Origin of the sequence: Promicromonospora sp. MS192, from assembly GCF_049532985.1 — a bacterium.
In the GTDB taxonomy this organism is placed as follows: domain Bacteria; phylum Actinomycetota; class Actinomycetes; order Actinomycetales; family Cellulomonadaceae; genus Promicromonospora.
This window is the reverse complement of record NZ_CP186693.1, coordinates 840,852-863,467: the sequence shown is the minus strand read 5'-3', so window position 1 is coordinate 863,467 and position 22,616 is coordinate 840,852. Positions and strand designations below refer to the sequence as shown.

General features: G+C 73.6%; 26 protein-coding genes. 6 read left to right on the top strand and 20 right to left on the bottom strand.

Going from position 1 to position 22,616, the window contains the following annotated elements:
- Positions 1–88: 88 nt before the first annotated feature.
- From ACO229_RS03910 to ACO229_RS03890, 5 genes are read right to left on the bottom strand one after another with little or no spacing between them, the layout of a single operon-like run.
- The gene (locus tag ACO229_RS03910; RefSeq protein ID WP_423463836.1) at positions 89–1,198 is read right to left on the bottom strand and encodes an enolase C-terminal domain-like protein; all 1,110 of its coding nucleotides are present in this window, start codon (positions 1,196–1,198) and stop codon (positions 89–91) included.
- Between the two features lie 9 nt (positions 1,199–1,207).
- The gene (locus ACO229_RS03905) at positions 1,208–1,981 is read right to left on the bottom strand and encodes an IclR family transcriptional regulator (protein WP_423463835.1); all 774 of its coding nucleotides are present in this window, start codon (positions 1,979–1,981) and stop codon (positions 1,208–1,210) included.
- 24 nt (positions 1,982–2,005) lie between these two features.
- On the bottom strand, positions 2,006–2,842 hold the full coding sequence (locus ACO229_RS03900; protein WP_397418747.1) for a carbohydrate ABC transporter permease: 837 nt from the start codon (positions 2,840–2,842) through the stop codon (positions 2,006–2,008).
- Position 2,843: 1 nt separating this feature from the next.
- The gene (locus tag ACO229_RS03895; protein WP_397430646.1) at positions 2,844–3,818 is read right to left on the bottom strand and encodes a carbohydrate ABC transporter permease; all 975 of its coding nucleotides are present in this window, start codon (positions 3,816–3,818) and stop codon (positions 2,844–2,846) included.
- Between the two features lies 1 nt (position 3,819).
- Positions 3,820–5,148, bottom strand: coding sequence for an ABC transporter substrate-binding protein (locus tag ACO229_RS03890; RefSeq protein WP_423463833.1), 1,329 nt, complete (start codon positions 5,146–5,148; stop codon positions 3,820–3,822).
- A gap of 282 nt (positions 5,149–5,430) precedes the next feature.
- Here ACO229_RS03890 and ACO229_RS03885 point away from each other — a divergent pair, with 282 nt between their 5' ends.
- Complete coding sequence (locus ACO229_RS03885; RefSeq protein ID WP_397418741.1) at positions 5,431–6,057, top strand: hypothetical protein; 627 nt, start codon at positions 5,431–5,433, stop codon at positions 6,055–6,057.
- A gap of 71 nt (positions 6,058–6,128) precedes the next feature.
- On the opposite strand, the gene ACO229_RS03880 is transcribed toward ACO229_RS03885, so the two are convergent.
- Positions 6,129–7,043, bottom strand: coding sequence for a glycoside hydrolase family 43 protein (locus ACO229_RS03880; RefSeq protein WP_397430648.1), 915 nt, complete (start codon positions 7,041–7,043; stop codon positions 6,129–6,131).
- 152 nt (positions 7,044–7,195) lie between these two features.
- On the opposite strand from ACO229_RS03880, the gene ilvD reads away from it, so the two are divergent.
- Both ilvD and ACO229_RS03870 read left to right on the top strand, forming a co-directional pair.
- Positions 7,196–8,899, top strand: a complete 1,704-nt coding sequence (gene ilvD / locus ACO229_RS03875) for a dihydroxy-acid dehydratase (RefSeq protein WP_423463830.1) — start codon at positions 7,196–7,198, stop codon at positions 8,897–8,899.
- A 73-nt stretch (positions 8,900–8,972) separates the two neighbouring features.
- On the top strand, positions 8,973–10,178 hold the full coding sequence (locus tag ACO229_RS03870) for an MFS transporter (RefSeq protein ID WP_397430650.1): 1,206 nt from the start codon (positions 8,973–8,975) through the stop codon (positions 10,176–10,178).
- On the opposite strand, the gene ACO229_RS03865 is transcribed toward ACO229_RS03870, so the two are convergent.
- From ACO229_RS03865 to ACO229_RS03810, 12 genes are all read right to left on the bottom strand, one after another.
- Positions 10,175–10,513 carry a hypothetical protein gene (locus ACO229_RS03865; RefSeq protein WP_397418733.1) on the bottom strand — a complete coding sequence of 113 codons (339 nt, stop codon included), beginning with the start codon at positions 10,511–10,513 and terminating at the stop codon, positions 10,175–10,177. The genes ACO229_RS03870 and ACO229_RS03865 overlap by 4 nt on opposite strands.
- The gene (locus ACO229_RS03860; RefSeq protein ID WP_397418731.1) at positions 10,510–11,148 is read right to left on the bottom strand and encodes a hypothetical protein; all 639 of its coding nucleotides are present in this window, start codon (positions 11,146–11,148) and stop codon (positions 10,510–10,512) included. Before ACO229_RS03860 ends, ACO229_RS03865 begins: the two co-directional genes overlap by 4 nt.
- The gene (locus ACO229_RS03855) at positions 11,145–11,711 is read right to left on the bottom strand and encodes an RNA polymerase sigma factor (RefSeq protein ID WP_423463829.1); all 567 of its coding nucleotides are present in this window, start codon (positions 11,709–11,711) and stop codon (positions 11,145–11,147) included. The genes ACO229_RS03860 and ACO229_RS03855 overlap by 4 nt, the downstream gene beginning before the upstream one ends.
- Before the next feature lie 86 nt (positions 11,712–11,797).
- Complete coding sequence (locus ACO229_RS03850; protein ID WP_397430653.1) at positions 11,798–11,992, bottom strand: CsbD family protein; 195 nt, start codon at positions 11,990–11,992, stop codon at positions 11,798–11,800.
- A gap of 138 nt (positions 11,993–12,130) precedes the next feature.
- Positions 12,131–12,736 carry a hypothetical protein gene (locus ACO229_RS03845; protein ID WP_423463828.1) on the bottom strand — a complete coding sequence of 202 codons (606 nt, stop codon included), beginning with the start codon at positions 12,734–12,736 and terminating at the stop codon, positions 12,131–12,133.
- Positions 12,733–13,299: a hypothetical protein gene (locus ACO229_RS03840; RefSeq protein ID WP_423463827.1), complete on the bottom strand. Its 567-nt coding sequence runs from the start codon at positions 13,297–13,299 to the stop codon at positions 12,733–12,735. The genes ACO229_RS03845 and ACO229_RS03840 overlap by 4 nt, the downstream gene beginning before the upstream one ends.
- Positions 13,296–13,655 (bottom strand): hypothetical protein, encoded by a 360-nt coding sequence (locus ACO229_RS03835; RefSeq protein WP_423463826.1) that lies wholly within the window; start codon positions 13,653–13,655, stop codon positions 13,296–13,298. The genes ACO229_RS03840 and ACO229_RS03835 overlap by 4 nt, the downstream gene beginning before the upstream one ends.
- Positions 13,652–13,843 (bottom strand): DUF2273 domain-containing protein, encoded by a 192-nt coding sequence (locus tag ACO229_RS03830; protein WP_397418720.1) that lies wholly within the window; start codon positions 13,841–13,843, stop codon positions 13,652–13,654. The genes ACO229_RS03835 and ACO229_RS03830 overlap by 4 nt, the downstream gene beginning before the upstream one ends.
- Complete coding sequence (locus ACO229_RS03825) at positions 13,840–14,280, bottom strand: Asp23/Gls24 family envelope stress response protein (protein ID WP_397418718.1); 441 nt, start codon at positions 14,278–14,280, stop codon at positions 13,840–13,842. The genes ACO229_RS03830 and ACO229_RS03825 overlap by 4 nt, the downstream gene beginning before the upstream one ends.
- A gap of 143 nt (positions 14,281–14,423) precedes the next feature.
- The gene (locus ACO229_RS03820) at positions 14,424–14,969 is read right to left on the bottom strand and encodes a gluconokinase (protein WP_423463825.1); all 546 of its coding nucleotides are present in this window, start codon (positions 14,967–14,969) and stop codon (positions 14,424–14,426) included.
- Positions 14,966–16,426, bottom strand: a complete 1,461-nt coding sequence (locus tag ACO229_RS03815) for a GntP family permease (protein ID WP_423463824.1) — start codon at positions 16,424–16,426, stop codon at positions 14,966–14,968. The genes ACO229_RS03820 and ACO229_RS03815 overlap by 4 nt, the downstream gene beginning before the upstream one ends.
- A 172-nt stretch (positions 16,427–16,598) precedes the next feature.
- Positions 16,599–17,171 carry an AAA family ATPase gene (locus ACO229_RS03810; RefSeq protein ID WP_423463823.1) on the bottom strand — a complete coding sequence of 191 codons (573 nt, stop codon included), beginning with the start codon at positions 17,169–17,171 and terminating at the stop codon, positions 16,599–16,601.
- 185 nt (positions 17,172–17,356) lie between these two features.
- On the opposite strand from ACO229_RS03810, the gene ACO229_RS03805 reads away from it, so the two are divergent.
- Both ACO229_RS03805 and bglS read left to right on the top strand, forming a co-directional pair.
- Positions 17,357–18,652, top strand: coding sequence for a glycoside hydrolase family 6 protein (locus tag ACO229_RS03805; protein ID WP_423463822.1), 1,296 nt, complete (start codon positions 17,357–17,359; stop codon positions 18,650–18,652).
- 64 nt (positions 18,653–18,716) lie between these two features.
- Complete coding sequence (gene bglS, locus ACO229_RS03800) at positions 18,717–19,514, top strand: beta-glucanase (RefSeq protein WP_397430661.1); 798 nt, start codon at positions 18,717–18,719, stop codon at positions 19,512–19,514.
- A 51-nt stretch (positions 19,515–19,565) separates the two neighbouring features.
- Here the strand turns inward: bglS and ACO229_RS03795 are convergent, their stop codons facing one another.
- Both ACO229_RS03795 and ACO229_RS03790 read right to left on the bottom strand, forming a co-directional pair.
- Positions 19,566–20,639 carry a LacI family DNA-binding transcriptional regulator gene (locus ACO229_RS03795; protein ID WP_397418706.1) on the bottom strand — a complete coding sequence of 358 codons (1,074 nt, stop codon included), beginning with the start codon at positions 20,637–20,639 and terminating at the stop codon, positions 19,566–19,568.
- Between the two features lie 54 nt (positions 20,640–20,693).
- On the bottom strand, positions 20,694–22,238 hold the full coding sequence (locus ACO229_RS03790; RefSeq protein WP_423463820.1) for a peptide MFS transporter: 1,545 nt from the start codon (positions 22,236–22,238) through the stop codon (positions 20,694–20,696).
- Positions 22,239–22,381: 143 nt separating this feature from the next.
- Between ACO229_RS03790 and ACO229_RS03785 the strand changes: the two genes are divergently transcribed.
- Complete coding sequence (locus ACO229_RS03785) at positions 22,382–22,612, top strand: hypothetical protein (protein WP_423463819.1); 231 nt, start codon at positions 22,382–22,384, stop codon at positions 22,610–22,612.
- Positions 22,613–22,616: the final 4 nt, after the last annotated feature.

Here is a 22,616-nt window from a genome sequence, read left to right as displayed (position 1 = left end):
GCGCAGGACCCTGGGGCCGTGACGTGGTCGCGGGCCGGCACCGTCGGTGCCGGCCCGCGACCACGTCTGTCGCACGGCGAGGTCAGGGTCAGGCCCGCACCGGGCGCAGGTGCCGCTCCTCGGGCACCGGGACGCCGAACCCCGGGCGGTCCCCCAGCCGCAGGACGCCGCCGGCGGGCGTGAGCAGCGCCGGGTCGACGCCCGCCACGGTGCCGGGCACGCCCTCGACCACCTCGACGTTGCCCAGCCCGGCGGCCAGGTGCGCGGCGTAGCGGGTCTTGAGCGGCCGGCCCCACGCGTGCGGCGAGCCGTGCACCCCGGCCGCGGCAAGGGCGGGCATGAGGCGGCGCCACGCCGTCAGGCCGTACGACATGACGTCCATGAGCAGCACGTCGATCGAGCCCGCGGCGGCCACCGGGAGCAGCGCGGCGACGTCGGGCGAGGTCTCGCCCTCCGCGATCCGGGTGCCCGGCGAGTGCGCGTCGAGCCAGGTGCGCAGCGCCGCCAGGTCGTCGGCGTCGTCGGGGAACGGTTCCTCCACCCAGTACAGGCCCACGTCGGCGACCGCCGCCAGGTAGGCGAGGAACCCGTCGCGGTCGTAGCCGTCGTTGGCGTCCACCAGGATGCGGGCGTCCGGGAACGCGTCGCGGACGGCGCGGGTCACCTCGATGTCGCGGGCGTCGCCCGCGGCGCGGGGCAGCCACCGGTTGCCCCGGCCGATCTTGAGCTTGAAGTCGCGGAAGCCCAGGGCGGCGTCGGCCCGGCACTCCTCGATCAGCACGCCGACGCCGCGCGGGGCGTCGTCCGGGTCGAGGTCGTCGAAGTAGACGGCGCCGTCGTAGACGGCGACGTCGGGTGAGCCGTGCCCGCCGAGCAGGGTGTGCACGGGTGCGTCCAGCACCACGCCGAGCAGGTCGTGCAGGGCGATGTCGAGCCAGTGCTCAGCGGCGTCGAGGATGCCCGTGGCGGGGTCGATCAGCTCCGAGAGCAGCCGGCCCTCGACCCGGCCGACGTCACCGGGCGGCCCCTCGAACAGCCCCCACCCCGTGCGGCCGTCGTCGGTGACCAGCACCGCGACGTGCGAGTCGGGGCCGTCGCCGTGGCTCCCGAGGCGGGCGTTGCGGCCCACGGTCCGGGGGTAGCGGGTCTCCAGCGAGGCGAGGCGGACGGAACGGATGCGCGGGTCTGCGGAGGCCATGGGGTCCAATCAGGGGAGGTCGGGAGGCGGCGCCGCGCCGAGCGCGGCGGACAGGCGCGCGGCGGTGCGCCGCACCGCCGTGACGATGGCGGGCTGTGCCGCGACGATGCGGTCGCGCGGCCCGGCCACGCTGATGGCGGCGACCGGCCGTTCGCCCGCGCCGCGGACCGCCGCGGCGACGCAGCGCACGCCGGGCTCGCGCTCGGCGTCGTCCAGCGCCCAGCCCGCCGTGCGGGTGCGGGCGAGGTCGGCGTGCAGCGCGGCCGGGGTGGTCAGGGTCGCCGCCGTGTACCCGGTCAGCGGGATGCGGTCGACCACGGCCTCGGCCTCGGCCGCGGGCAGCGCCGCCAGGTACGCCTTGCCCAGTGCGGAGGCGTGCAGCGGGGCACGGCTGCCGAGCTTCGAGACCACCTTGACCACCTGCGGCCCCTCCTCCTGCATCACGTAGCACATCTGGTCGTCGTCGAGGACGGCGATGAAGGCCGTCTCCTCCGTCTCGGCGACCAGCTCCCGCAACGGCTCCGGGCCCACGGTGTAGATGTCGAGCCCGTCCATCGCCTGCAGCCCGAGCCGCAGGACGACCGGCCCGGCACGCAGCTCGGTCTCTCCCACCAGGTACCCCCGCTCCCGCAGCGCACCCACGATGCGGTAGGCGGCGCTGCGGCTGAGCCCGAGGTCCGTGGCCAGGCGCTGGACGGTCGTGCCCGGCGCCGCCGCCACCCGTTCGACGATGTCCAGGCCGCGTGCGAGGGTTCCGGGGTTGCCGGTGCTCGTGTCGTTCACGCTGCCATTCTGCACGGCGCCCGCTCATCCCTTGAGGCCTGACCGGGCGACTCCGGCGATGACGAAGCGCTGCACGAACGCGAACAGGACCAGCACCGGGACGCTCGCGATGGCGGCACCGGCCATCACGGCGGGGAAGTCGGTGGCGTACGCCCCGCGCAACGTCGCCAGCCCGGCGGGCAGGGTGAGCCTGTCCGGGTTGAACAGCACGTACAGCGGCCAGAGGAAGTCGTTCCAGCTCCCGAGGAACGAGAGCAGCCCGAGCGTCGCGAGCGGCGCCCGCGACAGCGGCAGCACCACGCGGACGAAGATCTGCCACCGGTTGGCGCCGTCGATCAGCGCGGCCTCCTCCAGCTCCGCCGGGAGGCCCTGGAAGAACTGCACCAGGAAGAACACGCCGAACGCGCTGGCCGCCCCCGGCACCACCAGCGCCCACACGCTGTCGAGCCAGCCGAGCCCGTCGACGATCAGGTAGTTCGGCATGAGGAAGACGAAGCCGGGCACGAAGAGCGTGCCGATGATCAGCGCGAAGACCAGGCGACGGCCCGGGAACCGCATCCGCGCCAGCGGGTAGGCGGCCGCCGACGCCGTGGCGAGCACCAGGACGGTGTGCAGCACGCCCACGAGCACCGAGTTGCCGAGCCAGCGCAGCAGCGGCGCCTGCGCGTCGGCGAACAGCCGGGTGTAGCCCTCGACGGTGGGCGTCGGCGGGATCCACTGCGGCGGCAGGGCCGTGGCGTCGCCGGTCGTCTTGAACGACGTGGAGAGCATCCACAGCAGCGGGGCCAGGATGATCACGGACAGGATGAGGAGCGTCGCATAGAGCAGCAGGGTGCCCACGACGCCGCGGGTGGCCGGCACGTCAGCTCTCCTTCTGTCGCAGGAACAGGAAGTTCAGGGCACTGACGACGATCAGGAGCAGGGCGAGCAGGTAGCTCATGGCGGCGGCCAGGCCCATGCGGAACTGCTCCAGGCCCACCTCGGCGATGAACATGATGGCCGTGCGCGTCTCGTTGGACGGGTTGCCCGAGGTGAGCAGGTAGGACTGGCCGAACATGTTCGCCGAGGCGAGCACCGTCATCGTCAGCACGAAGAGGAGCACCGGGCGCAGCTGCGGGATCGTGACGTGCACGAACCGCTGCCAGCGGTCGGCGCCGTCGACCTTGGCGGCGTCGTACAGCGCCTCGTCCACGTTCTGCAGCCCCGCGAGGTAGACCACGGAGTTGAACCCCAGGGTCCACCAGACCGTCACGCCGACCAGGGAGACCCAGACCCAAGGCGTCGCCGTCAGCCAGGGCACCGCCTCGGTGACGCCGAGCTCGGCCAGGTAACCGTTGACCAGCCCGGTGTTGCCGTTGAGCAGGTACTGCCACAGCAGCCCGACCACGCTGACGCCGAGCACGTACGGGGCGAAGAAGACGGCCCGGAAGAGGGTGCGCCCGCGGAACCGCTGGTTGAGCAGGAGCGCCAGCCCGAGCGGGATCGCCATGAGCAGCGGCACCGACAGGAGCACGAACAGCCCGGTCGCCCGCATGCTCTCCCAGAACTGCTGCGCCACCAGGGCGTCCGGGGTGAACAGGTCGACGTAGTTCTGCAGGCCGACGAACGGCCGGTCCGGCAGGAAGAAGTCCCAGTTGTGCAGGCTCATCCAGATCCCGGAGACGGCCGGAGCCAGCACGAACGTGCCGAAGATCAGCAGGAACGGAGCCAGGAAGGCGTACGGCGTCCACGGGCGGGGCCGGTGGGGCGACGCCGGGCGGGCGGTCGGGCGCGCGGCCGACGGGCCGGGGGCGGGCGAACCGCCGGTGCGGTGGTCCGGGGAGGCGACGGCGGTCATCTCAGGCCCTCCCGTACTTCTCGGCGTTCTCCTGCAGCAGGAAGGACGCCTGGGTCGTGGCGGTCTCCAGCGCCGCACGAGGGTCGCCGAGTGAGAGCAGCGCGTCACCGATCGCCGGGTACAGGACGGTGGTCTGCACCTCCGCGATCCCCGGTACCAGCGGGTAGAACCGGATGTGCTCGACCCCCTCGGCCACGTGTGACTGCGCTGTCAGCTCAGCCAGCTCGGGCGAGTCCAGGATCGGGAGGCGGGCCGGGACCGGCCCCGCGGCAGCCCACCCGATCGAGTTCGCGAGGATCCAGCCGAGGAACGTGACGACGGCGGCGAGCCGGCCGGCGTCGAACTGCGGCTGGCGCGCCACCACGAACTGGTGCGATCCGGAGAACGCCGCCCGGCCGGTGCCGATCCGCGGCAGCGGGGCCACGTCCCAGTCGAGCCCGTCCACCGATCCGAGGTCGTTGATCAGGGCGCCGGGGCCACCCCAGAGGAACGCGTTCTGGTCGTTCTTGAAGGCCATCGAGGCGTCCGAGCCGCTCACGTCCCGCGGGCTCCAGCCGGCCTGGATGAGCGACTGCTGCCACGTCAGGGCCGCGACGCCGGCCGCACCGGCGAACGTCGCGGTGCGTCCGGCGGCGTCGTAGTGCTCGCCGCCGAACTGCCACAGCAGCGAGTCGAAGCCGCGGCCCACCCCCTGCGGGTCGACGGCGGGCAGCCAGTGGCCCTTGATCCCGGCCGACGCCAGCGCGTCGAGAGCGTGCTCGTACGCGGCACGGTCGGCCGGCGGCGCGTCCGGGTCCAGCCCGGCCCGGTCCAGCACCCGGCGGTTGTAGAAGAGCGAGTCGGGCCACATGTCCAGCGGCAGCGACCAGCGCCGGTCGCGGTAGACGCCGGAGCCCCAGACGACCGGGAGGTAGTCGGCCTCCGCGAGACCGACGGTGCCGAGGATCTCGTCGAGGGGCATGATCACCTTCCGCGCGGCGTTCGTCGCCACCTGGAAGTTGTGCATGAGCGCGAAGTCCGGGGCCAGCCCGCTCGTGACGGCGGCCGGGAACTTCTGGTAGAAGTCCGCCCACGGCAGGGCGTACATCTCGATCCGGATGCGCGGGTGGGCCCGCGTGAACTCGGCGATCAACGTCCGCATCACCGGGCCGTCCCCTCCGGTGAGCCCGTTCCAGAACGTCAGCGTGACCGGCGGGCCGTCATAGGCCGCGGGCACGCGCGGCAGCCGCGCCGAACCGACCGTCGGCGCGCAGCCGGCGAGCGCCGCGACGCCCGCGAGACCGGCCACGCCGGCCGCCCGCAGCACGGCGCGGCGTGTGAGCGTACTCATCTCCACGTCTCCACCCCATCGTGTTGACCGTCCCGCTCATCGGGACGCATGTGTCGATGAGCGGGACACTACTGGAGACGGTGCGGCGTGGTCAACGCCCTGCCGCTGCCCTGTCGCCGCCCTGCCACCGGCCCGCGGCCGCCCGCGGAGCGGGCGTGGACCGGGCACGCGGGGGCGGAAGGACGGGACCGCCGCACCCTTGACCTCCGGCCGTCGGCGGCGGAACGTGGACAGGGACGGCGGCGCCGTCCGGGGCGCTGCTCCGAGCACGAGGAGTTCGTCATGTACATCCGCACCACCGAGGTCCGGGGCGACCCGGCCGACATCGACGACGGCCTGCGGCTCGTCCGGGAGGACATCTTCCCGGCCGTCTCCGCGATGGACGGCTGCGTGGGCATGTCGATGCTGATCGACCGCGAGTCCGGTCGTTGCGTCACGACGACGGCGTGGTCGTCCGAGGACGCGATGACCGCGAGCGCGGCAGCCGTACGCCCGCTGCGCGACCGCATGGAGCGTGCCCTGGGCAGCACCTCCGGCAGGTACGTGCACGAGTGGGAGGTGGCCGTCGTGCACCGCGACCACCCCACGCCCGACGGCGCCTGTGCGCGCCTCACCTGGCTGAGCGGAGCGCGCGACCGGGTCGACGACGCGATCGACCTCTACCGCATGACCGTGCTGCCGCAGATCCAGGACCTGGACGGGTTCTGCAGCGCCAGCCTGATGGTCGACCGGAACACCGGCCGGGTCGTCAGCACGGTGGCGTTCGACAGCCGCGCCGCCGTCGAGGCCGGACGCGAGATCGCGGCGGGCATCCGCGAGCGCGTGGTCGGCGAGCTCGGCGCCATGGTCGACGGGGTCGAGGAGCTGGAGGTCGCGTTCGCCCACCTGCACGTACCCGAGATGGCGTGACCCCCCCCTGAGACGGGTGCCCCGTCGGTCCGAGCGCCCGTCAGTCCGAGCGCCCGTCAGTCCAGGGCCCGTCAGTCCAGGGCCACCTCGGCGCGGGGCCCGTGCAGCACCGGCCGGTCGGCCCCGCCGTCCGGCGACGGCTCGAACGTGAGCTCGGTGAGCCACGTCTGCCGTCCCGGCTCCGGCGCGCCGACCGCGCCGGGCGGCCACGCGTGGTGCACGTACCAGGTGCGGCCGTGCCGCTCGACCACCATGCCGTGGCCGGGCCCCGCGGCCAGCTCGTTGGTCGCCATGATCGGGCCGTCCAGCGGCTTGACCCAGGGTCCGGTGACGGCGTCCGCCACGGCGTAGCCCACGCCGTACCGGTCGGACGCGAACCCGTTGCCCGAGTAGAACAGGTAGTAGCGGCCGCCGTGCGGCCACACGTACGGCCCCTCGACGAGGTCGCCCTCCCACTCCTGGTCCTGCTTGAGGATGCGCAGCGGCTCGCCCTCCAGCCGCAGCCCGTCGTCGGACAAGCGCTGCACGTAGATCCAGGTGTCGACGCCCACGTGGTTGCCGTCGTTCTTCCACAGCAGCCAGCGCACGCCGTCGGCGTCGGTGAACGGCGAGGCGTCGATGGAGCCGCCCTCGTGGTCCTGGCACAGCAGGGGCCGCTCGGCGTGGTCCCGGAACGGGCCCTGGGGGGCGTCGGCCACGGCCACGCCCACGGCCTGCACGTCCGTCGCCCGGTCGTGGGCCGTGTAGTAGGCGACGTACCGCTCCCCCGCGAGCGCCACCTCAGGAGCCCAGTTCAGCCCCGGCTCGACCCACGGCGCGAGGTCCGGCATGCCGTCGCCCACCTCCGTCCAGCGGACGAGGTCCGCCGACCGCAGCACGGGCATCGTGCCGTTCGCGTTCCTGGTCGCGTACGCCCAGTAGGTCCCGTCGACCTCCAGGACCGCGGGGTCGGGGAAGTTGGTGAGGTACACAGGGTTCGTCGCCATCGTCGTGCCTGCCTCCGTGCTGCTCGGTGCGTGCTCGTGTGCTCGGGTGCTGCCGGCACGACACCGTACCCGCCACGAGGCGGCGGGCCGGGACCATGGACGCCGGGCGTGCCGGGACGGCGGAGGCCGGGCGCGCCGGGCAGAATGCAGGGATGAGCGACAACCCCCCGGTCGACATCAAGCCCCGATCCCGCCAGGTCACCGACGGCCTGGAGGCCACCGCGTCCCGCGGGATGCTCCGCGCCGTCGGCATGGGCGACGAGGACTTCGCCAAGCCCCAGGTCGGCGTCGCGAGCTCGTGGAACGAGATCACGCCGTGCAACCTGTCGCTCGACCGCCTGGCGCAGGCGACCAAGGCGGGCGTGCACGCCGCCGGCGGCTACCCGCTCGAGTTCGGCACCATCTCGGTCTCCGACGGCATCTCGATGGGCCACGAGGGCATGCACTTCTCGCTGGTGTCCCGCGACATCATCGCCGACTCCGTGGAGACGGTGATGCAGGCCGAGCGCCTGGACGGCTCGGTGCTGCTGGCGGGGTGCGACAAGTCGCTGCCCGGCATGCTGATGGCGGCCGCCCGCCTGGACCTGTCCAGCGTGTTCCTCTACGCGGGCTCGATCATGCCGGGCTGGGTCAAGCTCACCGACGGCAGCGAGAAGCAGGTCACCATCATCGACGCGTTCGAGGCGGTCGGGGCCTGCGCGCGCGGGCTGATGAGCCAGGAGGACGTCGACCGCATCGAGCGGGCGATCTGCCCGGGCGAGGGCGCGTGCGGCGGCATGTACACCGCGAACACCATGGCGTCGGCGGCCGAGGCGCTGGGCATGTCGCTGCCCGGCTCGGCCGCGCCGCCGTCGGCCGACCGCCGCCGCGATGCCTGGGCGCACCGGTCCGGCGAGGCCGTGGTGAACCTGCTGCGCCAGGGCATCACCGCGCGCGACATCCTGACCAAGGAGGCGTTCGAGAACGCGATCGCCGTGGTGATGGCGTTCGGCGGGTCCACCAACGCCGTGCTGCACCTGCTCGCCATCGCCTACGAGGCCGAGGTGGACCTCACCCTCGACGACTTCTCCCGGATCGCGGACCGCGTGCCGCACCTGGGCGACCTCAAGCCCTTCGGGCAGTACGTGATGAACGACGTGGACCGGATCGGCGGCGTGCCCGTGGTCATGAAGGCGCTGCTGGACGCCGGGCTGCTGCACGGCGACGTCATGACCGTCACGGGCCGCACCATGGCCGAGAACCTCGCCGACATCGCCCCGCCCGACCCGGACGGCAAGATCCTGCGGGCGCTGGACAACCCGATCCACCGGACCGGTGGCATCACGATCCTGAACGGCTCGCTCGCCCCGCAGGGTGCCGTCGTGAAGTCGGCGGGCTTCGACTCCGACGTCTTCGAGGGCACGGCGCGCGTGTTCGAGCGGGAGCGGGCGGCGCTGGACGCGCTGGAGGACGGGACCATCCAGGCCGGCGACGTCGTGGTCATCCGCTACGAGGGCCCCAAGGGCGGGCCGGGCATGCGCGAGATGCTCGCCATCACCGGCGCCATCAAGGGCGCGGGCCTCGGCAAGGACGTGCTGCTCATCACGGACGGGCGGTTCTCGGGCGGCACGACCGGCCTGTGCGTGGGCCACATCGCCCCCGAGGCCGTGGACGGCGGCCCCATCGCCTTCGTGCACGACGGCGACCGCATCCGCCTCGACGTCGCGGCCAAGACCCTCGACGTGCTGGTGGACCCGGCCGAGCTGGAGCTGCGCCGCGCGGGCTGGGCGCCGCTGCCGCACACGTACACGCGCGGGGTGCTGGCCAAGTACTCCAAGCTCGTGCAGTCCGCGTCGACGGGCGCCGTGCTGGCGTAGCGCGGGCGGGCGGGCCTGACCATTCCGTGGACACAGATCGTTGCCGTGGCTAACTATCTGGCAGGATGGCAGCGTGGCGGACGACCCAGGAGACCCAGCAGGCGAACCTGAGTTCCGTTTCCGGGACATCGCCGCCGTGGCCTACCTGCCGTCCGTGGTCAGCTCGCTCGGGCACGGCGCCGTCATGCCGATCCTCGCGATCCACGCGGGCGACCTCGGCGCCGGCACGGCCCTGGCCGCCTTCGTGGTCGCCCTGCTGGGCATCGGGCAGCTCGCCAACTCCCTGCCGTCGGGCGCGCTGGTGGCCCGGCTCGGCGAGCGTCGCACCCTGGTCATCGCCGGGCTCGTCGACGCCGCCGCCATGCTGGCCGCCTTCCTCGTGCCGTCCGTCTGGCTGCTGTGCGTGGCCGTGTTCGTGAGCGGCATGAGCTGGACGGCGTTCCTGCTCGCCCGCCAGGGCTTCCTCATCGACGCCGTGCCGATCAGCCACCGGGCGCGGGGCATGGCGCTGCTGGGCGGCTCGATGCGCCTGGGCATCCTCATCGGCCCGCTGCTCGGGGCGCTGCTGATCCACTTCCTCGGGGTCCGGTCGGTGTTCGTGCTCGCGGCCTGCGCGTCACTGGTCTCGGCGCTGATCGTGACGCGCATGCCGGACTTCGGCCGGGTGGCGCGCGGTGTCACGCCCCTGCCCGTGCGCACCGTGCTCTGGGAGCACCGGCGCACCCTGCTGACCCTCGGCGTCGCGGTCATCATCATCGGCGCCTCCCGCTCGGTGCGCACCGGTCTGCTGCCGCTGTGGGCCGACCACGTGCACATCTCGGCAGCCGTCGTCTCGCTGCTCTTCGCGGTCGCCGCCACGATCGACATCCTGCTCACCCTCCCGGGCGGCTGGCTGCTGGACACCCGCGGCCGCAAGGTGGTGGCCGTCCCCGTGGTGCTCGCGGTGGGCATCGGCTGCCTGCTGCTGCCCCTGACCGACTCGGCGCTCGGCGTCGGCCTCGTCATGGCGGTGATCGCGCTCGGCAACGGCCTGGGCTCCGGCATCGTGATGACGCTCGGCGCCGACGTGGCCCCGGTGGAGGGCCGCGCGCAGTTCCTCGGCGGCTGGCGGCTGTGCGGCGACATCGGCAACACCGGCGGCCCGCTGCTCGTCTCCGCGGTGGCCGCCGTCGCGCCCCTGGCCGCCGCACCCGTGGTGATCGGCGTGCTCGCGCTGGCCGGGACGATCTGGGTGGGGCACTGGACCGGCAAGGCGGACCGGGACCGCAGGGGCGGCTAGGCGCCCTCGACGTGGACCACCGTGAGCACGATCTCGGCATCGGGCACGTCGTGGTCCGTGAGCAGCCCGCGGACCGTCTCGTGCGCCGCGAGCGCCGTCGCCCGCGCACCCTCGGTGCCGTGCACGCCCAGGGCGATGTCCACGCGGATGCCCGTCCCGGCCTCCCGGACCAGGACGAGCGGGGCGTCGTCGTCCCGGAGCCCGAGACGGCGGGCGCCGGCGTCGAGCACGTTCGAGACCAGCGACCCGGGGCCGTAGAGGTCGGCGACCCCCGGGGTCGCCCGCAGCGCGGCCTCGATCTCGGCCGCGACCCGTACGTCGTGTGCCACGTTCATCGGTGCGTCTCCTCGGTTCCCGGGTGGAGCGGCCCCACGTCGCGGACGGTGATGTCGACGGTAGTGACGTTCAGGTCGGTGTGCAGCGCGAGGCGGGCGCCGATCTCGGTGCGCAGCTGCTCGACCAGCGGGACGATCGGCCGGCCGTACGGCACGCTGACCTCGACCAGGACCCGCACGGGGGCACCGGGCACGGTGACGTCCCCGTCGAAGCGGCACCGCCCGACCACGACGCCGGGTACCTGGTTCTCGACGGCCCGCACGAGGCCCCGGACCGCGCCCTCGGTGATGCCCAGGTCCGCGGCGGGATCGACGGCCGGGTCGGGGCCCGGCAGCGGGATGCGGCGTCCGGCGTGCGCGTCCAGGGCGATTCCGCCGAGGACGCGGCGCACCCACCCGTCGTCGGCCTCCGGCTCGGCGGCGGTGTCGGCGGCGATCAGCGCGGGCGTGAGCCCGTGGAGCCGTTCGAGGGCGTCGAGCGCCAGCCGGCAGGCCGGGGACCCCTCGATCGAGGGGTCGGGCGGGGTGCGGCCCGCCTCCAGGTAGTCGGTCAGCTCCTCGAGGGTGTGGCCGTCGAGGTGCTCCGGCTCGAGGTCGAGCGGACGAAGGTCTGGTCGGTCGTCACCGGATGTCATCGCCATTCCTCCATCCGCACGATGATGTGCTTGCGTGCACGGGCCAGCAGCCCTCTGACGGTGCTCACGGGCACGTCCATCTCCTGCGCGATCTCGTCGTAGGAGTATCCACCCACCTCCCGGAGCACCCAGCACTGCCGCTCGGCGTCCGCGAGGCGCCCGACGGCCTCGGCCAGTGCGTCGACGCCGGCCCGCGCCTCGGCGACGCGGGGCGGTGATGCGTGCGCGGGCGCGGCGGGCTCGACGAGGTCGACGTCGACGTGCGGCCGGCTCGCGCGGATGCGGTCGACGGCCTTGCGGCTGACGATCCGCATGAGCCAGCTCTTGACGCGCGCCGGCTCGTCGAGCTCGGGAAGCCGCTGCCAGGCGGTCACGAAGGCCTCCTGCACGATGTCGTCGACGTCCGCACCGGAGTTCAGGATCCGGCGGGTGTAGGCCCGCATCATCGGTGTGTACCGGCGCACGAGCACCGCGAACGCGGTGACGTCGCCGTCGGCCGCGCGACCCACGACGATGCGGTCGTCCGCCTGGTCGAGCAGAGCCGGACCGTGTTCCGCCCCCATCCCAGCCCCCTTGTGAGTACGTCCTGCGTGGTGCGGTCCCGCGGCTCGGGGCGGGGTCGCTCGCGACCCCGCCCCGTGCGCGGCACTCACTTCCGGAAGGCGTCCCTGACGTTCTCCGCGGCGTCCTTGACGTGCTCCGCCGCGTCCTTGAGCTGCGCCTTGGCCCGGTCGGCCGTGCCCTCGGCGGCGAGCTCGTCGTCACCCGTGGCCTTGCCGAACGACTCCTTCGCCCTGCCGACGGCCTCGTCGGCGGCGTTCCTGATCTTGTCTCCTGCGCTCATGTCTCTTCCTCTCCTCCTGGTCCCCCGGCGGGGAACCGAGCTCGTGGACATCTCACGGGCGCCTCCGCGCCCAGCCTCTCCCCGGGCGCGACTTCTCGCTCCCGGGGACGGCGGACGGATGCCGGGCGCCTCGGGGGCTCACCGCACCCGGCCGGCCGGACGCAGACCGTCCAGCCAGCTCCGGTCGGACAGGTGCACCAGGACCGGGATCCGGACCCCGGCCAGCTCGTCCCAGGTGTCGACGGCCTCGTGCGCCGCGGTCAGGACCCGCGACAGGTCGGCGCCACGGCGGACGGTGACCGCCAGACCGATCGTCTCGACGCCCCGCACCCGGTGCACCCGCGTGCGGGCGCCGAGCACGTCGGGCCGCTGGGCCAGCACCTCGGACAGCATCGCCGCGGCGACGTCCCGGTCGACGCGGGTGCTCCCGTCCTGGCCCGCGAGCCGGAGCACCGTCGTGGTGCCGCCACGGCCACGCGTGGCGACGAAGACCACCAGCAGCACAGCCAGGAGGAGCGCGGCACCGAGCACGACCAGGGTCGCGCCGGGCGCACCACCGACCGAGGGCAGCCCCTCCGCGGACTCCCGGGCCTGGGCCAGCCAGCGCCGGGCCGGTTCCGGCGGCGTCCACCCCGAGCGACCCGGCGCGGACGCCGTCAGCACCGCGGCCGTACCGGCGGCGGCCAGGAGCAGCCCGCACACCAGGAGCAACGCCCGGTTCAGGACCCTGCTGCCGGACCTCATGAGACCACCCCCTGCGGCGCGACGGTCAGCCGCGCCGTGGTGGTGAAGCCGACCGCGGCCACGGCGTCCGCCGCGGCCTCGGTGGCGGCGGCGTGGTCGACGGGGACGCCGCTGGTCGGCGTCACCCGCACGGTGGTGCGGCGCCGTCCGACGGTGGCCGACACCTGCCGCGGGTCGACCCCGCAGCGGGCGGCCACCGCGTCCGCGACCGCGTCGGCGAGCACACCGTCGTCGACCAGCACCGCCAGGCGGTCGGCGCTGCGTGCCCGCCGGGGCAGGCGGCCCGGCAGCACCGCCAGGGCGACCAGCACGAGCGCCAGGACCAGCGCCACGACCCCGGCCGTCGTCAGGGCCACCCGGTCTCCCGTCACGGACGACGCCGTGCCGAGCCAGCCCCCGATCGCGTCACGCGACCCGGGCGCCGCGAACCACCACGCGCCCACGCCGGCTACCGCCACCATCACCACCGCGAGGACCGACGCGACGGCCACCGCCGCGCCGGTGCGCGAGGAGTGCGTCTCCCGGCGCAGCACCCACCGGTGCAGGCTCCGCTCGTCCCTCATGACACCCTCCGTGCTGTCGTCACCCGTGTGCCGGTCCGCCGCACGCCCGAGTAGCGCACGTCGACGACGTCGACCCGGCGCCCGGCCAGGTCACGCATGCCGTCGATGACGTGCTGCCGCAGGGCGGCGGCGCGGTCGGCGATCGACCCCGTCAGGTGCGGGGCGACGGTGACCGGTACGGTCACCGTGACCTTCAGCGCCCCGCCGGCATCAGCGAGCCGCACCACGACCTCCCGCTGCGCGGCGTGGGCCGCGTCGCGGACGAGGCCGACGGCGAGGTGCTCCAGGGCCCGCGCGCTGATCCGCGTCCTGCCGGGCACGTCCCGGACCGGCACGTCCTGCGCCTCGCCGGTCATGACGACGAGCGCCTGCCCCCGAACGCCTCCGAGAGCGCCCGGAGGTCGAGCCGTCCCTCGGCCACCCGGCCCGCCGCCGCGCCGACCAGCATGGCGAGGGCGACGAGCACGAAGGCGCCGAAGCCGAGCACGATCCAGGTCAGCGCGAGCACCGCGCCGGCCGCCGCGCCGATCACGGGGGTGCTCACCGGACCCGGCCTTCCGTGGTCTCGGTGTCCTGGTCGCCCTCGGAGGCCAGGTGCACGTCGTTCACGGTCACGTTCACCTCGGCGACCTCCATGCCGACCAGGTCCCGCATCGCCTGGTAGACGGCGGCACGCACCTCGTCGGACACCTTCTGCAGCGCCACCGGGTACTCCGCCACGATCGTGACGTCGACGGCGACCTCCGTCTCCCCCACCTCGACGCTGATCCCCTGGGTCAGGTCGGTGGAGTTGAGCGCGTCACGGATGGTGCCGACCACGCGCGCGGCGCCGCCGCCGAGCGCGTAGACCCCGCTGACCTCCCGCGCGGCGATGCCGGCGATCTTCGCGACCACCCCGTCCTCGATGGTGGTCCGGCCGTCGAGCCGGGTGCTCGTGTCCGTCTGGGCCTTCGGCTGGGTACCGCCCGCTACGTTCGCCATGATGACGTCCTCCCACTGTCCACGTCGCATCCGGTGTGGATGCGAGCCGCTCCGACCAAGCGACACCACTGAGACGGGTGCCGGCGCGAGTTCGTCACAAACTCGTGGCGAGGAGGGTGCGGGAGATCGCGGGCGGGGGTGGGTCAGGCCGGTTCACCAGGCCGGACGGCGGCCAGGGCCGCCGCCACGACCTCGTCCACCGGCCGGGTGTCGTCGACCACGACGCCCCGCTCCCCGGCCTCCAGCGGCTCCAGGGTGTCGAGCTGGGACCGCAGCAGGGAGGGCGGCATGAAGTGGGTGCGGCGCCTCATGCGCTCCAGCAGCACGTCGGACGGCGCGTCGAGGTGCACGAAGAACAGGCCCGCGTACCCCTCGCGCAGCCAGTCCCGGTAGCGGCGGCGCAACGCGGAGCACGCCGTCACGGAGGTCTCCCCGGCGGCATCGAGCCGGGCGATCTCACCGGCCAGGGCGTGCAGCCAGGGGCGGCGGTCGTCGTCGTCCAGCGGGATGCCCGCCGACATCTTGTCGATGTTGGCCCGGGGATGGAACGCGTCGCCCTCGACGAACACACCGCTTAGCGCGTCCGCGAGCGCCCGCCCCACGGTCGTCTTGCCGGTCGCCGTGACACCCATGACGACGACGTGCCGCACGACGCCGGCGGGCGCGCCCCCGCCCTGCGAGCCGGTCACCCGGTCACCGGCCACAGCAGGGCGGCGAGCAGGAAGACGACGAGCCCGAGGGTGGTCTCCAGGACGGTCCACGTCTTGAGCGTCGTGCGGACGTCCATGCCGAAGAACCGGCTCACGAGCCAGAACCCGGAGTCGTTCACGTGGGACAGGACGGTGGCGCCGGCCGCCACGGCGAACACCACGAGCGTGATCCTGAGGTCGCTGAGGCCCTCGGCCGCCACCTGCGCGGAGATCAGCCCGGCCGTGGTCGTGAGGGCGACCGTGGCGGAGCCCTGTGCGACGCGCAGGACCGTCGAGATGACGAACGCCTGCAGCAGGAGCGGCAGCCCGAGGTCGGACAGCGAGTCGGTGAGCGCCGAGCCGATGCCGCTGGCGCGCAGCACGCCGCCGAACATCCCGCCGGCGCCGGTGATGAGGATGATCGAGCAGATCGGCCCGAGGGCGTCGTCGAGGACGGCGTTGGCGCGGCCCATGGTGAACCGTCCGGGTGCGAGCGCCGCGAGGGCGACGAGCACGGTGATCAGCAGCGCGATCGGCGTCTGCCCGACGAGGACGAGAGCGTTCGCCCACCCGGCCTCCTCGGCGACGGCCCCGGCCTTGACGAGGGTGTCCACGACGGTGTTGAGCGAGATCAGCACCAGGGGCAGCAGCAGGATGAGCAGGACGGTGCCGAACCGCGGCGGGGCCTGGGTCGCGGTGGCGGTCGTGCTGCCACCTCCCGCGCCGGCCCCTCCTGCGCCGGGGCCGCCCGAGCCGCCGTCCGCGACGTCGTCCCGGCCACCGTTCATCCGGCCGAACACCGCGTCCGGGATGTCGATGACGTACCGGAGGCTCAGGTAGCGCGCCACGTAGTAGCCGCCGATGAACCAGGCGAGGACCGCCACGGGGATGCCCAGGAGCAGGGTGAGCCCGATGTTCCCCTCCAGCTCGGCGGCGGCGGCGACCGGCCCGGGGTGCGGCGGGACCACGCCGTGCATGACGCCGAAGGCCCCGGCCGTCGGCAGCCCGTAGCGCAGGATGCCGCCGCCGAACCGCCGCGCGACGGTGAAGATGATCGGCAGGAAGACCACGAGGCCGGCGTCGAAGAAGATCGGCAGCCCGAAGATGAGCGCGGCGACGCCGAGCGCGAGCGGGGCGCGCTTCTCGCCGAACCGGGCGATGAGCGTGTCGGCCAGGACCTGTGCGCCGCCGGTGATCTCCAGCAGCCGCCCCACCATCACGCCGAACCCGACCAGCAGGGCCACCGAGCCGAGCGTCCCGCTGAACCCGGTCAGCAGCGCGTCGGGGATGTCGGCGACCGGGATCCCGGCGGCGACCGCGGTGAGCAGGCTGACGAGCACGAGCGCGACGAACGCGTGGAACTTGAAGCGGATGATCAGGAGCAGGAGCAGGGCCACCGCCGCGGCGGCGACGAGCAGCAGGGTCCCGGCCCCGTAGACGGGTTCGATCTCGGTCACGACCGCCTCCTTGCGGTGGGACTTGCCTGGACGACCCGCACGACCCTACAGGGTGAAATGCCCCGGGGGACAGCACCGCCGCAGGTCAGCGGGTCACGCGCGGCGGACCTCGTCGAGACCATGCTCACCGCCGCCCCGGCCGCCGGTTCCTGAGACCGGCCCACCGTCCCGGTCAGGCGCTGCCGCGACCCCGGGCACCGGTCCACCCGGCGGCCGCCAGCAGGGTCTCGACGGTCCGCTCGGCCGACGACGCGGCGTCGACGACGATCTCGCCGTCGACGCCCAGCCGGTCGTCCGGGTCGAACCACTCGGCCATCTGCTCGGGCGTGAAGTCGGCCACCTGCGGCCGCGTCTCGTGCCGGCGCAGGGTCTCGTCCCACGGCACGTCCAGGTAGGCGCACACCGTGCGGCCCCTGTGGTCCGTGAGCAGGTCCCTGAGCATGGTCCCGTAGTGGTCGGCCGCGAGGATGCCCTCCAGCACGACCGAGTACCCGACACCGAGCGCGTGGCGCACCACGGTGTCGATGAGCCCGATGTTCGGCGCGCCGGCCGTGTCCTTCTCCCACATCAGGGTGCGGCGGAGGTAGTCCTGCTCGACGAGCGCCGTCCCCCGGCCCATGCGCCGCCGCACCGCGCGGGCGACCGTGGACTTGCCTGCCCCGGAGGGGCCACGCACCACGACCAGACAGGTCTCCGTGCTCCCGGCGCCGGGTCCCCCGGCTGCCGCACCTCCGCTCCCGGCCACGGCCGAGACCCTACCCGCCACCCGATCACGACGCCGGGAGACCTTGACACGGTCGGCCGCCGCCCCGGACCATGGTCCGACTGGGAGCGCTTCCACATTCTTCCAGTTCTGTGCAGACCCGCATGCAGCACAGCATCGCGACGAACACGCAACGACGCGTTCGCAGAGACCTCGGGAGACCCCGCATGACACGACCGATCCCTCGGCGCCGGCTCACCGCCGCGCTGACCGTGTGCGCTCTCGGCGCCGCCCTGCTCGGCGGCGGCCCGGCCTGGGCGAGCAACGACGTCCTCGCCCCTGGGACCACGATCTTCAACGACCCCCACAGCTCCACGAAGGAGGCCGCGCACGAGCTGCGCGGACAGGCCAGGCGTGACGCGCTGCTGCTGAGCAAGATCCCCAGCTCCACCTGGTTCACGGACGGCAGTCCCGCCGAGGTGGAGCGGGACGTCCGCAAGCTCGTCAAGCGCACCGGCGCCAAGGTGCCCGTGCTGGTCGCGTACAACATCCCGTTCCGCGACTGCGCGCTCTACTCGGCCGGCGGCGCCCGCGACGTGGCGGAGTACAAGGCGTGGATCGACGGCTTCGCGGCCGGCATCGGCCGCGAGGAGGTCGCCGTCGTCCTGGAGCCGGACGGGCTCGGCGTCATCCCCTGGTACACGACGCTCGACGGGCAGCTCGAGAGCTGCCGGCCGCCCGAGTACGACCCCGAGACCACCGGCCGGGACGCCGCCGCGGAGCGCTTCGAGATGCTCAACTACGCGGTCGACCGCCTCAAGGAGCAGCCGAACGCCGTCGTGTACCTCGACGGCACGAACACGTCGTGGCTGAACGTGGGCGAGGCCACCGACCGTCTGGTCAAGGCCGGCGTCGAGCGCGCGGACGGGTTCTTCCTGAACGTGTCCAACTACGAGTTCACCGAGAACAGCGTCGCGTACGGCACCTGGATCTCCCGGTGCATCGCCTACGCCACGCAGGTGGCGCCGGGCGACTACGCGAGCTGCGGCAACCAGTACTGGAGCGGCGGCCCGGCGAACGACTGGACCGGCGTGACGCTGTCCAACCAGGGCATCTGGAGCCTGACGGCGACCGACCCGGCGCTGAACACCGCGGGCATCGACTCGCGGTACGACGCCGCGCTCGGCGACATCGAACCCACCACGCACTTCGTCGTCGACACCAGCCGCAACGGCCGGGGCGCCTGGGCCGCGCCGGCCGGCGTCTACCCCGACGCCGAGACGTGGTGCAACCCGCCGGACCGCGGCCTGGGCCTGCGGCCGACCACCGACACCGGCAACGAGCTCGTCGACGCCTTCCTGTGGATCAAGATTCCCGGGGAGTCCGACGGCGAGTGCTTCCGCGGCCTCGGCGGACCGGAGGACCCCGAGCGCGGCATGGTCGACCCGCCCGCCGGGCACTGGTTCCCCGAGCAGGCACGCGAGCTGATCGAGCTCGCCCAGCCCCCGCTGCGCCACCCCTGACGGCCGCTACCGGCCGGCACCAGCCAGCCACACCAACCCGCCACCCGTACCGATGGAGGTACTCATGCGATCAACGACGACGCAGCACCGCTCCACCGCACGCCGCCGGCTCCTGACCCTGGCTCCGGCCCTCGCCCTCGGCCTGCTGCTCGGGCTCTCGGCGGCACCGGGCCTGACACCGCCCGCCGCCGCCGTCGGCGGCAGCTTCACCGACAACCTCGACTCGTACGACACCGGACGCTGGAACAAGGCCGACGGGTGGAGCAACGGCGGCATGTTCAACGCCGGCTGGCGGGCCGACCACGTCTGGCACAGCGGCGGCGTCATGGGCCTGAACCTGAACAACACCCCGTGCCCGGGCGGCTGCTCGGGCAAGCCGTACGCCTCCGGGGAGTACCGCAGCAACGAGCTGTACTCCTACGGGCGCTTCGAGGTCCGGATGAAGGCGGCGTCCGGGTCCGGGATCGTCACGTCGTTCTTCACCTACACCGGGCCGAGCGACGGCCAGCCGTGGGACGAGATCGACGTGGAGATCCTCGGCAAGAACACCTGGCAGATGCAGACCAACTACTTCACCAACGGGGTCGGCGGGCACGAGTCGATCATCAACCTCGGCTTCGACGCCGCGGCCGGCTACCACGACTACGCCATCGAGTGGTGGCGCGGCGGCACGATCAACTGGTTCGTCGACGGCCGCCTCGTCCACCAGGAGAACGGCTCGCGCGGCCCGCTGCCGACCCGTCCGCAGCGCATCATGATGAACCTCTGGCCGGGGACCGGCGTCGACTCCTGGCTCGGGCCGTTCAACTACACCGGGCAGCGGACCGCCACCTACGACTGGGTCCGGTACACGCAGTACTGACCGCCCGTCGCGCCTCGTCCTTCGGGCCCGATCGTGCGGGGCCCGGCGCCGTCAGCCCGGCGCCGAGCCCCGCACGACCAGGCGCGTCGGCAGGATGACCGGCGTCGGCGACTCACCGCCGATCAGGCGCACCAGCATCGTGGCCATCTCCTGGCCGAGCCCCCGGATCGGCTGGCTCACGGTGGTGAGCGCCGGCTCCGTGTGGCGCGCGACCTCCAGGTCGTCGAAGCCGACCACCGCGACGTCCTCGGGCACGCGACGCCCGGCCGCCTTGAGGGCGCGTACGGCGCCGGCCGCCATGTTGTCCGAGGCGGCGAAGACGCCGTCCAGGTCGGGGTGCGCGGCAAGGAGCCGGGTCGTCGCCCGGGCGCCGCCCTCGAAGCTGAAGTCGGCGTGCTCGACCCGGTCCGGGTCCAGGCGCGCCACCGCCATGGCGTCGGCGAACCCCTCGTACCGGGCGACCGACGCCTGCAGGTCCATCGGGCCGGTGATCGTGGCGATCCGCCGGCGCCCGGAGGCCAGCAGGTGCTCCGTGGCGAGCCGGGCACCGCCCCGGTTGTCGACGTCGACGTACCAGCGCGGCTCGCCGTGCAGCGGCCGTCCACCGAGCACCACGGGCAGCTCCGTGGCCGCCGCGAGCCGGTTCAGCGGGTCGTCCCCGCGCAGCGCCATGAGCATCACGCCGTCGGAGCGCCGGGACCGCAGCAGCCGCTCGAGCCGGGCCTGGCCGCGCTCGGAGGACGCGAGCATGAGCGTCAGGTCGAGCTCCGACCTGTCCAGCGCAGCAGCCACGCCCACGAGCACCTGCGAGAAGAACGGGTCGCCGAACAGCGCCGGGTCGTCGTGGGAGACCGCGAGGACCACCGACCCGCCCGTGCTCGTCGCCAGCGCCCGGGCGGTCGCGTTCGGCACGTAGCCAAGCTCGGTCGCCGCCCGGGCGACCGCCTCCCGCTTGGCCGGGCTCACGTTGCGCGCGTTGTTCATCGCACGGGACGCCACGGAACGCGAGACCCCCGCCCGCCGGGCGACCTCGTCGAGCGTGGGTACCTTGAGCGCCGGGCCCGGCACCTGCCCGGGCGAGGTCTCGCGACGGTCCACCGGACCAGCCGTCGTGGGGTCTGGCATGCGGGCAAGCCTAGTGCCGGACGGCGAGCCACCCGGGGCGACGCGTCCGCTCGCTCACTCCCCCGCCGTGCGCACGCCCTCCATCTGGTCCGCGCGCCGCACGTGCCGCGTGACCCACGGCCCGAGCAGCGCGAGGATCCCCGCGAACGCGAGCGCGACCAGGCCGATGCCGCCGAAGTAGGCGGTGTCCGACGCCCCGGCCGTGGCCTGCACGAGCTGCGCCGTGATCGCCTGCCCGGCGGCGGGCGCCAGGAACCACAGGGCCATCGCCTGCCCCTGGTAGGCCCGCGGCGCGAGCAGCGTGGTCGCGGCCAGGCCCACCGGCGAGAGGCACAGCTCGCCGAGCGTCTGGATCACGTACACGGCGGCGAGCACCCAGCCCGGCGTCAGGCCGTCGCCCGCTGCCGCCGACGCACCCGCCAGCACCAGGAACGACAGGGCCGCGAGCGCGAGGCCGATCGCGAACTTGTACGGCGTGGGCGGGCGGTCCTTGGTCCGCACCCAGAGCCAGGCGAACACGGGCGCGAGGATGATGATGGACGCCGGGTTGATCGACTGGAAGAACTCGGGGCTCACGGTGAACCCGAGCACCTCGCGCGAGGTGCGGTCGGCGGCGAACGTGGCGAGGGTGGTCGCCGCCTGCTCGAAGATCATGAAGAAGAGCATGGCCGCGACGAACAGCGGGATGTACGCGAGCAGGCGGGGCCGTTCGGCGTCGGTCACGCGCGGGGACCGGTACATGACCACGAAGAACGCGATCGGTGCGAGGAAGGCGACGTAGCTCAGGGTGTCGATGAGCGCGAGCAGCCCCCACTGCCCCGACACCAGCCGCGCCACCAGGTACACGAGCACGACGCCGCCCGCGACGACCGCGAACATCCGCGCCACCGCCGGCCGTTCGGCGGGCAGCACGGGGTTGGGCACGTGGTCGCCGGCGCCGTGCAGGTACTTGCGGCCCAGCACGAAGAAGACGAGCGCGACGGCCATGCCCACCGCGGCCACCGAGAACCCGGCGTGGTAGCCCCACACGGCGCGGACGGCGCCCACGATGATCGGCGAGAAGAACGAGCCGATGTTGATGCCCATGTAGAAGATCTGGAACGCGGACTCGCGCCGTGTGTCGCCCCGGTCGTAGAGGGCGCCGACCATGGAGGACACGTTGGGCTTGAGCAGCCCGGTGCCGAGCGCGACCAGCACGATGCCCAGGTAGGAGAACCCCGCGGCCGGGACCGCGAGGCACACGTGGCCCGCGGCGATGATCATGCCGCCGTACAGGGTGGACCGCCGTGCCCCGATCACCCGGTCGGCGAGCCACCCGCCGACCACGGACAGCAGGTACACGCCCGTGCCGTAGACCGACACGACGGCCTCGCCCAGCGTCTGGTCGAGGCCGAGCCCGCCGTCGGACAGCGTGTCGGTCAGGTAGTAGACCAGGATGGCGCGCATGCCGTAGTAGCTGAACCGCTCCCACAGCTCGGTGGTGAACAGGGTCATCAGGCCGAGGGGATGGCCGAAGAACCGGCGGTCGTCCCCGGCCGCGACCGCGACGGACTCCGGCGGGGGCGGTTCTGACGGCGGTGTCGCCGAGCCTGTGCTCATGCCTCGATCGTCGGTGCCCGGCGGCCCCGGCGCACCTCGGACGCCTCCTGTGCAGCGCGGGTGCGAGCCACCGCGGCCCGTGGCACGGTTCGGAGGAGGAGCCGGCGTCCGGAACCAGCCACGCCCGTGGACAGGAGACGACGATGACCGAACAGCCCATGTACGACCCCGCCGAGGACCCGGACGCCGATCCGGACCAGCTCAACCCCCGCACCGGAGCGGCCGCGGCGGCCGCGGACGACGCCTCCGGCTCGGCGGCCGACACCGACGCCGATGCCGACCCCGACGCCGACACCGACACCGACACCGACACCGATGCTGACCCCGACGCGCTCAACCCGCGCACCGGCGGTCGGGCCCGTCGGGAGGGATGACGTG

What these genes read in the sequence shown, in the direction of transcription:
- ACO229_RS03910 (WP_423463836.1), bottom strand. Translation starts at nt 1,198, where the DNA reads ATGGCCTCCGCAGACCCGCGCATCCGTTCCGTCCGCCTCGCCTCGCTG.
- ACO229_RS03895 (WP_397430646.1), bottom strand. Translation starts at nt 3,818, where the DNA reads ATGACCGCCGTCGCCTCCCCGGACCACCGCACCGGCGGTTCGCCCGCC.
- ACO229_RS03890 (WP_423463833.1), bottom strand. Translation starts at nt 5,148, where the DNA reads ATGAGTACGCTCACACGCCGCGCCGTGCTGCGGGCGGCCGGCGTGGCC.
- ACO229_RS03885 (WP_397418741.1), top strand. Translation starts at nt 5,431, where the DNA reads ATGTACATCCGCACCACCGAGGTCCGGGGCGACCCGGCCGACATCGAC.
- ACO229_RS03880 (WP_397430648.1), bottom strand. Translation starts at nt 7,043, where the DNA reads ATGGCGACGAACCCTGTGTACCTCACCAACTTCCCCGACCCCGCGGTC.
- ilvD (WP_423463830.1), top strand. Translation starts at nt 7,196, where the DNA reads ATGAGCGACAACCCCCCGGTCGACATCAAGCCCCGATCCCGCCAGGTC.
- ACO229_RS03865 (WP_397418733.1), bottom strand. Translation starts at nt 10,513, where the DNA reads ATGAACGTGGCACACGACGTACGGGTCGCGGCCGAGATCGAGGCCGCG.
- ACO229_RS03860 (WP_397418731.1), bottom strand. Translation starts at nt 11,148, where the DNA reads ATGACATCCGGTGACGACCGACCAGACCTTCGTCCGCTCGACCTCGAG.
- ACO229_RS03855 (WP_423463829.1), bottom strand. Translation starts at nt 11,711, where the DNA reads ATGGGGGCGGAACACGGTCCGGCTCTGCTCGACCAGGCGGACGACCGC.
- ACO229_RS03850 (WP_397430653.1), bottom strand. Translation starts at nt 11,992, where the DNA reads ATGAGCGCAGGAGACAAGATCAGGAACGCCGCCGACGAGGCCGTCGGC.
- ACO229_RS03845 (WP_423463828.1), bottom strand. Translation starts at nt 12,736, where the DNA reads ATGAGGTCCGGCAGCAGGGTCCTGAACCGGGCGTTGCTCCTGGTGTGC.
- ACO229_RS03840 (WP_423463827.1), bottom strand. Translation starts at nt 13,299, where the DNA reads ATGAGGGACGAGCGGAGCCTGCACCGGTGGGTGCTGCGCCGGGAGACG.
- ACO229_RS03835 (WP_423463826.1), bottom strand. Translation starts at nt 13,655, where the DNA reads ATGACCGGCGAGGCGCAGGACGTGCCGGTCCGGGACGTGCCCGGCAGG.
- ACO229_RS03825 (WP_397418718.1), bottom strand. Translation starts at nt 14,280, where the DNA reads ATGGCGAACGTAGCGGGCGGTACCCAGCCGAAGGCCCAGACGGACACG.
- ACO229_RS03805 (WP_423463822.1), top strand. Translation starts at nt 17,357, where the DNA reads ATGACACGACCGATCCCTCGGCGCCGGCTCACCGCCGCGCTGACCGTG.
- bglS (WP_397430661.1), top strand. Translation starts at nt 18,717, where the DNA reads ATGCGATCAACGACGACGCAGCACCGCTCCACCGCACGCCGCCGGCTC.
- ACO229_RS03795 (WP_397418706.1), bottom strand. Translation starts at nt 20,639, where the DNA reads ATGCCAGACCCCACGACGGCTGGTCCGGTGGACCGTCGCGAGACCTCG.
- ACO229_RS03790 (WP_423463820.1), bottom strand. Translation starts at nt 22,238, where the DNA reads ATGAGCACAGGCTCGGCGACACCGCCGTCAGAACCGCCCCCGCCGGAG.
- ACO229_RS03785 (WP_423463819.1), top strand. Translation starts at nt 22,382, where the DNA reads ATGACCGAACAGCCCATGTACGACCCCGCCGAGGACCCGGACGCCGAT.